General features: G+C 46.1%; 5 protein-coding genes, 2 pseudogenes and 1 other annotated feature. Of the genes and pseudogenes, 6 read left to right on the top strand and 1 reads right to left on the bottom strand.

Features of this window, described 5'->3' with window-relative positions; translation table 11 throughout:
• The 6 genes and pseudogenes from ABYP33_RS15885 to ABYP33_RS15860 all read left to right on the top strand — a co-directional run.
• The coding region (locus tag ABYP33_RS15885; protein ID WP_373092132.1) for a Rieske (2Fe-2S) protein at positions 1 to 208 on the top strand (208 nt) is incomplete at its 5' end.
• Positions 209 to 842: 634 nt separating this feature from the next.
• Entirely contained in the window at positions 843 to 2,825 is a 1,983-nt protein-coding gene (locus tag ABYP33_RS15880) for an FAD-dependent oxidoreductase (protein WP_373092131.1), read from the top strand.
• 180 nt (positions 2,826 to 3,005) lie between these two features.
• Positions 3,006 to 3,248, top strand: a complete 243-nt coding sequence (locus ABYP33_RS15875) for a hypothetical protein (RefSeq protein ID WP_373092130.1) — start codon at positions 3,006 to 3,008, stop codon at positions 3,246 to 3,248.
• A gap of 138 nt (positions 3,249 to 3,386) precedes the next feature.
• Positions 3,387 to 4,645 (top strand): annotated as a pseudogene (locus ABYP33_RS15870) (IS3 family transposase).
• Positions 3,665 to 3,795, top strand: a sequence feature (AL1L pseudoknot). Its footprint overlaps the pseudogene before it by 131 nt.
• A 348-nt stretch (positions 4,646 to 4,993) precedes the next feature.
• Positions 4,994 to 6,646, top strand: coding sequence for an AMP-binding protein (locus ABYP33_RS15865; protein ID WP_373092129.1), 1,653 nt, complete (start codon positions 4,994 to 4,996; stop codon positions 6,644 to 6,646).
• A gap of 1,051 nt (positions 6,647 to 7,697) precedes the next feature.
• Positions 7,698 to 8,627, top strand: coding sequence for a LysR family transcriptional regulator (locus ABYP33_RS15860; RefSeq protein ID WP_373092128.1), 930 nt, complete (start codon positions 7,698 to 7,700; stop codon positions 8,625 to 8,627).
• Positions 8,628 to 8,952: 325 nt separating this feature from the next.
• On the opposite strand, the pseudogene ABYP33_RS15855 reads toward ABYP33_RS15860, so the two are convergent.
• Positions 8,953 to 9,135, bottom strand: a pseudogene (locus ABYP33_RS15855) (transposase domain-containing protein); the annotation flags it as partial.
• Positions 9,136 to 9,376 lie beyond the last annotated feature (241 nt).

Raw genomic sequence — 9,376 nt, 5'->3', positions numbered from 1 at the left:
TGGAGAGATCTACGCGATTGAGAACTACTGCCCCCATGCGATCCAAACATTAACCGACGGAGAGGTGTTTGGTTCAATGATTAAATGCAAAAAACATGGCGCAGTATTCAGTTTGGTTGATGGCCGCTGTATCGGTAATGAGCGAATTGGTAATCTCAAGAAATATTCAGCGTCAGTGGTAGATGGCGCGGTAATCGTTAAATTGTAATGGAGTATAATCAATTTGGTCCTATCCTCCGATAAATGGCTGGAGTTGTTGAGTCAGCTCGCAGTGAGGCACTGCAAATACTAAGCGAAATATTGGATCATCGATGTGTTTATTACTTGCATAAGGTGTTTGGGATCAAAATTTCCAGTTACAGGAAGCGTCAAGGAACAAGTGCTTTAAAGTTGGTAGTATTTGTGTAGAAAAGTGATCGTAGCGTGCCAAGTTGTTTAGGTGATCCGGAGTGTGACAATAAATTCAATCACCAGCGGTATTCGCTGAATAGTCTCGACTATTTTTTCGGTTTTCTCGGGCGAATCTTCGTCGCGCCCAAAAGTGAAGTTGAATAGGGTGCCGGGTTCTTGATATTGATTTTGGGGTGTTATCTTTTTTGACATGACGTAGAAATAAATATTTTTTTATAGGTGGTAGGGTTTCGTAATTTATAGTGTTTTATAGAACGATAATGTCTTTGATTAGGAGGTTTGGGGTATAAAACTTCGATTTCGTGTAGTGGTATCGGTTATTGTTATGTGTGCGGTTAAGCGTATTTTTGTGCGTCGATAAATTTTTCTGGGTATTGAAATTAGTTTTTTAATTAAAATTTAAAATAACTATAAATTAGTAAGGTAGGTATATGGAATATACTCATGTTGATAAGCCCCTTCGACTTGGTCCCGTAGATATAAAAAACCGTATCGTGCGCCCGGCTCATGTGACGATGATCGGTGGAGGGACAATAAATGATGAGTTAATTGCATATCATGAAGCTAGAGCTAAGGGCGGAGCTGCGCTGTCTATTATTGAAATTATGGGCGTGCATTCTAGCTCCCTTGGGTCGCTAAATAGTTTTGATACAAATCTAGATGAGATGTATCCAAATTTAGTTAATGCGTGTCACAAGCATGGTATGAAAGTATTTCAGCAATTGTGGCACGGCGGCCACAATACATTTGGTCCTTCCTTAGATGGCGCTCCCCCTATCTCATCTTCTAATTTGAGAGGGCTGCACACTAAAGAAACACCAGTGCCGATGTCCAAAAGCATGATACGTGAAATTATAGCGTCTTTTGTGTCTTCAGCCTTGAAATGTGTTGAGTGGGGTGTGGATGGAGTCGAAGTGCATTGCGCTCACGGCTATCTCCCTGCGCAGTTTTTGTCATCGGCATTTAATATCCGAACCGACGAATATGGCGGATCACTTGAAAACCGATCTAGATTTATACTTGAGCTTTTAGAAGCGGTTAGGGGTGCTATACCAAGTAATGTCGCGGTTGGAGTGCGAGTTGCTCCAGATGGTCTAAAGGGCGGGGCTGGAGTTGAGGAATATCAGCACATTATTGCTGAACTTGAGCGGCTCAATTTAGTTGATTATATCAACATCTCTCAAGGTAATTACCAAACATTTCCTAAAATGATCGGAGGTATGCACGAGCCGGCAGGGTATGAAATGGAGTTGAGTACTCAGCTCACGTCTATAACAAAATTGCCAACATTAGTGACAGGACGATTCCGTACCCTGGAGGAGGCAGATCAGGTTGTCCGAGCCGGAGAAGCCGATATGGTGGGGATGGTCCGCGCGATGATTGCAGACCCAGATCTTGTTAATAAGTCGCTGGAGGACCGAGCTGAAGATGTTCGTCCTTGTATTGGTTGTAATCAAGCTTGTGTAGCGGGTATATATAAGCCTGTATTGCCGAGATTAGGATGCACCGTAAATCCTGCAGTGGGTCATGAGCGGATCCTTTCTGATGCGTCTATCACTCCGGCTGAGATAAGCAAGAAAGTTATCATTATTGGTGGTGGTCCTGCGGGAATGGAGGCTGCGCGAGTTGCCGCCTCAAGAGGACATAATGTATCTCTATACGAGGCGCAGAAGGCGTTGGGCGGAAAATTGCGGTATGCCGCTCTCGCACCAACTCGGGCTGGTATTTTAGATATCGCCATTTGGCAGGAAGAGCAGCTTTATAAGTTAGGTGTGAATATTTTCTTGAATACGTTTTTAGATATTGAAGAAGCAAAATCGATGAATCCCGATATTCTAATTCTTGCGGTGGGCGCCACCCCGAGAAGTGATGGTAAGCAGTTTTCGAATCCTGGGGAGCCATTAAATTTAAGTAACGGCGCCACTATTAAAACTAGTGTTGAGTTGTTTGAGGAAGGAATTAATTACGAGGGTCGAAATGTAACGGTTATTGATGATCTTGGTGAATATGAAGCTATTGCATGTGCAGAATATTTACTTTCGCAGGGCGCTACAGTGAACTATGTTACTCGACATATTGGTTTCGCGCCTCATGCAGAATTTTCTCTTATGACTGAGCCTGCGCTTACAAGACTATACGGTGATTCATTTAATATCATGTTACGGAGCCGGGTGACGGAGTTTGACGGTAGTACGGTTTCGGTTTTACCAACGTATGTGGATAGCGTCAATGACGCTAAGGCTATTAATTCTACTGAGCTTATATATGTATCATCAGGAGACAGTAACGTTGAACATATAGGTTATGATTATGAAATGGAATATGACAATCTGATAATTATCGGCGATGCAAGAAGCAGTAGAAGTTTAGTTGAGGCTATTGGTGACGGATTTCATAGTGCATTGGTTCTGTAGGTAACCGTAATCCCTGCATATCCTTGTGAGTCGGCCATTAATCCGCTAGGCGTTTTTCAGTCTCTTTAAAATACTGACATTCATAGTCCTTAGGCCGAAGCCCATTGTTGGAGACATGCTGTCGTTTTTCGAGTTATAAACGAATTTGGTGTGTGGAGGTTTTGAAAATATACGAGCCCTTTGGATGATGATACGGTTAATGCTCTGTGCTGTGAGCAGGGCGTTTATCCTCACCGCATCAAACAGTTGACGCAGGATTTTGTTTGTAGCGCCCGTGCCAAAGCGATTGCGCCATCTGAAACCAGAAAGCTTAAGCATGAAAACGCGGCATTTAAGAAAGAGTTTAACCGTAAAGATAGGGCCTTGGCTGAAACGGTAGCTTTGTTCGTACGCCAAAAAAAGTCCAAGCGATCTGGGGAGTAGCGAGGACGACTCGCAGTGTGTGCGGTGCGAGAAGAGCGCGTTGTGGGCTTGACTGATGAGGCGCGAGCGACGGACGCTAGGCAGGCAGTGAATCGTCCCGGGTTGATCGGAGGCTAATTTTCTTGAGAGGATTAGCTTATGAACAGACGCCCCGGATATTCCAAAGAAGTACGCGAACGCGCAGAGCGACTGGTGCTAACCAGTGAGCATGACCATTCATCTCGTTGGGCTGCGACTCAGTCAGTGGCTGCCAAGATTGCTTGCACACCTGAAACGCTAAGAACATGGATCAATAAGATCGAGGTTGATTCTGGCACTATGCCCGGTGTTAGCAGCGATCAACTGAAGCGGACAAAGGAACTTGAACGCGAAGTACGTAAACTGAAGCGCCCTAATGAAATTTTACGTAAGGCAGCGGCTTTTTTCGCCTAGGCGGAGCGCGACGGGCAGGCCACCTGCGCAAACCGAAGTAATGATGGCCTTTATCGATCAACATCGTGCTGCTTATGGTGTCGAGCCAATCTGCAAGGAATTGCCGATTGCACCGTCCACATACCATTATCATAAAATAATTGAGCAGCAGCCAGAAAAACGCAGCGCCCGCGCCCGGCGTGACGACGTTTTGTTATATGAGATCAAGCGTGTTTGGGACGAGAATCACCGTAATTACGGTGCGCGTAAGGTGTGGAAACAACTGAAGCGAGAATTGATACCGGCAGCACGCTGTACGGTTGAGCGATTGATGAAACAGCTAGGTATAGAAGGTGTGCGGCGCGGTAAACGCTGCATCACGACAATACCTGATGAGGCGGCCCACAAGCCATTGGATCTAATTCAGCGTCAATTTACCGCGGATCAGCCCAATCAGTTGTGGGTGGCCGATATCACCTACGTGGCGACGTGGTCTGGCTTTGTCTATGTAGCGTTTGTAGTTGATGTGTACTCACGTTATATCGTCGGTTGGCGTGCGCTAAAGCATATGCAAACCGACCTAATCCTCGATGCCTTAGAGCAAGCACTTTGGCTCCGAGGGAAGCCAAAGGGGTTGGTTCATCACAGCGATCGAGGGAGTCAGTATCTGTCGATTCGCTATACTGATCGATTAGCAGGGGCGGGCTTTAATGCGTCAGTGGGTAGCATCGGTGATTCCTACGAGAGCCTGCCCCACGTAGTGCTTTGCGCATAACGCACTAGCAGAAACGATTAATGGACTTTACAAGGCTGAGGTGATCCACAAAGACGGCCCTTGGCGTGGACTGGACGATGTTGAGCAAGCAACGCTAACGTGGGTGGGCTGGTTCAACAATCGCCGATTACCGAGGCCCATCGGTGATCGACCACCCGCTGAATATGAAATGTTGTATTATCAACAAGCTGAGTCAAGCAAAGCGGCATGACTCAGATAAACTGCCTCCGATCAACCCGGGACGAATCACTTTTTAAAGTGTTATATCGCGATTTATGATTTACAATGAAAATTAATGGTTTTACGGGATATAAATAATTTTTGTGTTTTTTTCGATTTATAAAATTATTCTAATTTACCGTGGGGCATCGATATCTTTGGCATATGTTTGCATGATATTTTATTAAGAGCAGGGATGCGTATGGTGGATTACGGAAATATTTCTGTGAACTTTGCTTCGATAAGATGTTTGTGTTGAATCACGGTTTTTATGTAGATAAGTTGTTTTCGGGTTGAGTTAACTATTTTAATATCGCTAACTGATACTGTTGGAGCCGAAATGTCAAAGAGTGATTATGTCGCTGATTTTAGTGCTTGGTCCGTACTAGCGAATCAAGCTTCTAGGGGCGTGGACGAGACAAGATCTACGCTATTTGATCTCGCGCGGGAGAAGGCATTTGCGACCCCAAATAATGTTGCATTTTTTTGCGACCCAGCAGGCGCTGTTACCTATGGTCAAATTTATCGAGAAGCGTGCGCTGTCGCCGCCGCTCTACGAAAGATGGGGGTTGACAGGGGCGATGTCATAGGCATGCAGCTTCCGAATTGGAAGGAGGCGGTAGCAATTAATCTTGCGGTCTGCGCGCTGGGCGCAATTATTAATCCAATACCGCCAATATTTCGGGGGGCTGAATTAAAAATTCTTTTGAAGGACGCTGGATCAAAAGTTCTGTTCGTCCCTGGTTGTCAGGAAAAAAAGGATCGGACTGAGATGATTTCCGTAGTACAGGCTGCGCTTCCATACCCTCTGAGTGTTGTGTATGTGCGCGGTACTACTGGATTGACGTATCAGAAATTAATTGATGATGAAGAGGGAGAGAAGTTTACACCATCAAGTGTTGATCCGAGGTCTATTAAACTTTTGTTGTATACTTCGGGCACAACAGGGAAGCCTAAGGGTGCGCTGCACACCCATCTTTCTATGCAAGTCTGGCCAAAAATAATAATGCGTGAGTGGGGCTTGGGTCTGGGCGATATTATGTTTATGCCCTCGCCGGTATCGCACGTAACGGGGTATGCATTCGGATTGGAGTTGCCTTTTATTTCGCCTGTCTGCTCCGCGCTAATGGATGAATGGAGTGCGCGGAATGCACTTTCCTATATAAATGAAGTCGGTGCGACTGCCTGTGTTGGTGCAACTCCATTCCTTAAGGAATTGATCGACGAGGCGGAGCGTGCAGGGGATGGTATAGATACGCTAAAAATATTTGCCTGTGGCGGCGCATCGGTTGCACCGGAGTTGATGTATAAAGTTCGGCAGGTCACGAAGCGTTGCCACGCATTTCGTGTATACGGTACATCAGAGGCTCCCATGGTCACACGTGGTTTTCCTCATGTTGATGATGTCGCGATCGCAGCTGAGACCGACGGTAAGGTCATTGGCTATGAAGTAAAAATCGCAGATATTCGGTCCGGAAAGGTGATTGATATGGATTCAGGGAGGAGTGGCGAAATTCTGGTTCGGGGGGATTCAATGATGCTTGGATACACTGGAGCGACTGAAAATATTGAAGCATATGACGATGACCACTTTTTTTTAACCGGTGATGTTGGCTATATAAATGATGGTGGTGGACTAGTTATAACTGGACGTAAAAAGGACATAATTATTCGCGGCGGAGAAAATTTATCACCTAAAGAAATCGAGGATATCCTTATTAGCCATCCAGATATTGCGGAGGTGGCGGTCGTTGGCATGGCTCATCCTAGGCTCGGAGAGGCTGTCTGTGCGTTTGTAAGGGTCGCGGTGGGTGGAAGCGCTCCGAGCTTGATGGAATTGGCTCGATTTTTGGAATGCAATGACCTGGCGCGAGAGAAATTTCCGGAACGAATTGAGTATATAAATGATTTCCCGAGAACTTCGTCAGGAAAAATTATGAAAGATTTGTTGCGAGATGCTGTGAATACCAGTCTTGTTGTATGTGTGCGGTGATAGTTGTCCCCTGATCTGGTCGCGGTTAACAAAACTATTCGATCTGTGCGATTCGCGAAAATGGACAGCGAAGAGAATGTAAATAAAAATGTGTACCTAATTATCATTGAAGGCCAGTAATGGCTATCGGTGATTGGGGTGGCCTGGTTCACTATATAGAAGCCAAAGTAGCCTACGTTCATGACCTTAGTGCTGCCGACCAGCTCTCTCACCGGCAGGAGGCGCGTGCCTAGGGTGATGCTGCTATAACCGGCGTACATAAGCGAGGTGAGTTTAAATAGGGGTGTTGATTGACGGGTTGTGCTGTGCCCTCGTACTCGTATCAAGCTGGCTGGCCAGCCAGTTCCTGACAGTGGAGGAGATCTAGGATAACGTTCGCGCAGGGTTGCCTAGCCGTTCTGGACGATATGGCAGCAGGTAGGGTACATGTAGGTTCGCCACCGTGGGCTGGAGAATGCCAATCGTCTGTATGTGTTATCGATATTTACGAACCCGCTGGGAGCGGAGAAATACCTGCCTTCATATGAGGGGTGCGCCTGTAGTCAACCAAATAGTTATCTAAAGGCTGAAATGAACCGATTGTTACTGTGTTTTACGCTACTGATGTGGACGTTTGCGATATCTTAGGAGGGAGGGGTGTGCAGGCCTTTCTTAGCTCCGGCCTTATGTATCTTTAATTGTCTTGATAATTCATTATTCGCTGTACCGCTTCGTCATGCTGAGATCTCTCTATTAGATGGGCTGGAAATCTCATCGACATCTTGGTGCCAAATTGCGGTGCAAGGTCACCGACGTCGCAAACTGCCCAAGGATTTTTCTGACGAGGTTGGCTTTTTTAGGCAAAAGGAATGGAAATTGCGGGCATCAGGAGGTAGGATCCCTGAAGTATAAGTATAAAAGTTGAACAGAAAATCCCACCTATCGCAATGCGATAACATATTTGGCGGGAGATTTCTTTGTATGGCGACGCTAACCACTAGCAGTGTGTTGCCAATAATTATAGATTAATACAAATCTAACTAGTGATTTACAGTGGCTTGACGTGGTGCAGATGAAAAGCTTCAGCGCAATTTTAATATTCGTAAATGCGGCCGAATTGGGTAGCTTTTCTAGGGTAGCCCTAGCAATGAATATCGAAAAATCAACGGTATCGAGAAGCGTGGCTGCTCTTGAGCGCGAGCTTAGAGTAAAGCTATTTCGTCGCACCGCGCGAAACCTCGTTCTTACGGAAGCGGGGCATATTTTTTTGGAGAGCGCAAAAAAAATATTGGCGGAGCTAAATGAAACGCAACGCGCTTTAACCACACAATCAGATGAGGTTACGGGCACGCTACGTGTAAGCGCTCCAACTGAGTTTGGAAGAGTTTATATGGGAGGTTGCATGTCGAGGCTCCTGACGGAAGAACCCACTCTTTCGATAGAGCTCAACCTGTCTGATGATTCACCCGAAGAATTGAGTCACACTAATGACGTAGTCATTCATATCGGGGAACCGCCAGACGCAAGGCTGTTTGCCAAACGATTAGCACGAGATCGGTACGTAATTTGTGCGGGGCCGGCTTATTTGGCGAAAGCAGGCGCGCCGCAAAACCCGTATGAGCTCGAGAGGCACTCATGTATTGGTGCTGATAGGAGCAACGTATGGATGTTTAAAGGCCACTCAAGTACTGTCGTAACTTCCGTGGCAGTTTCAGGTAGATTTAGTAGCAATAATCTCGGGGTACTTCTGGAGGCTGCTGTACGAGATTCGGGTTTAGTGTGTTTGCCGCTGTGGATGGCGAGCTCATCGCTGAGAGAGGGGCGCTTGCACACGGTGCTTGATACGTATGAAGTGGTAACGCCGGTAAGTGATATTCATGCTATATATCCAGAAAGTCGAGCGGTTTCACCGAAGTTAAGGCTTTTTTTAGCATTTCTGTCTCGAGATTTTGAGTCTGCGCCTGACTGGGTCCCACCTATAGCGGCTAAGCGATCTGATTAGCGTTAATACGATCACCTAATAATGCCCAATACCATAGCTAGCCTTGTCTCTCGGAAAGTGGAGTGTCAAGTAAGGCTTTAATCAGGGAGATTTAATTGTCCGTCATGCTCAGTGGCACACAGGATTTATACAGTAGCAGAATAGATTGCACCTGAAGTGCTATCAAACTAGCCTGATGCTCACGATCTAGCCGATCTATTTGTATGTTGCTGCCGGACAGCTCGAGCGCGTTATCAGCGATATTTCTAGACCAAGAAAGAATTCATTCGCTAGTCTTTGAATTTCAGTATTTCGGTCTGTGATATCGAGAAATGCGTGTAGTAGCTCAGGCTCGATCTGACAGTTGCCCAATTTTTACTGGTGCCTGCCAGTTATGCGGCAGTAATTTGTTGATCTTCGACGCCATTTGGGTCGGCAGTCTTTCCATTACATCTTTCAAGTAGGCTTGCGGGTTGGGGCCATTAATCTTCGCTGACTGGATCACGGTCATTACGTTAGCCGCGCGCTGTGTTCCGGTTCATTCAACCAGAACACCAATTTCCCCCGCTAATCTGCGAGGAAGTCTCTCGATTCTTTACCTGAGCGGCTGGGCATGATGATTAGTAGGGCGCCGCGCGTGAACCGCTAACGATAGCAATTAAGACTTCCTCTTAAGCATGTTGTTATCGAGAGCGAATGGCATTGGATTTTCATTCTATGATTTTTTGGATTTTCGATATTGATCGGGCGTTAAATGAAACCAGCGCTTA

The organism is Zhongshania sp., from assembly GCF_041584495.1.
Classification (GTDB): Bacteria; Pseudomonadota; Gammaproteobacteria; order Pseudomonadales; family Spongiibacteraceae; genus Spongiibacter.
This window is presented reverse-complemented; position numbering and strand designations above follow the sequence as displayed.

Bases quoted from the DNA above. Each gene is read 5' to 3' on its own strand.
- ABYP33_RS15860 (WP_373092128.1), top strand. From the start codon at position 7,698: ATGAAAAGCTTCAGCGCAATTTTAATATTCGTAAATGCGGCCGAATTG.
- ABYP33_RS15865 (WP_373092129.1), top strand. From the start codon at position 4,994: ATGTCAAAGAGTGATTATGTCGCTGATTTTAGTGCTTGGTCCGTACTA.
- ABYP33_RS15880 (WP_373092131.1), top strand. From the start codon at position 843: ATGGAATATACTCATGTTGATAAGCCCCTTCGACTTGGTCCCGTAGAT.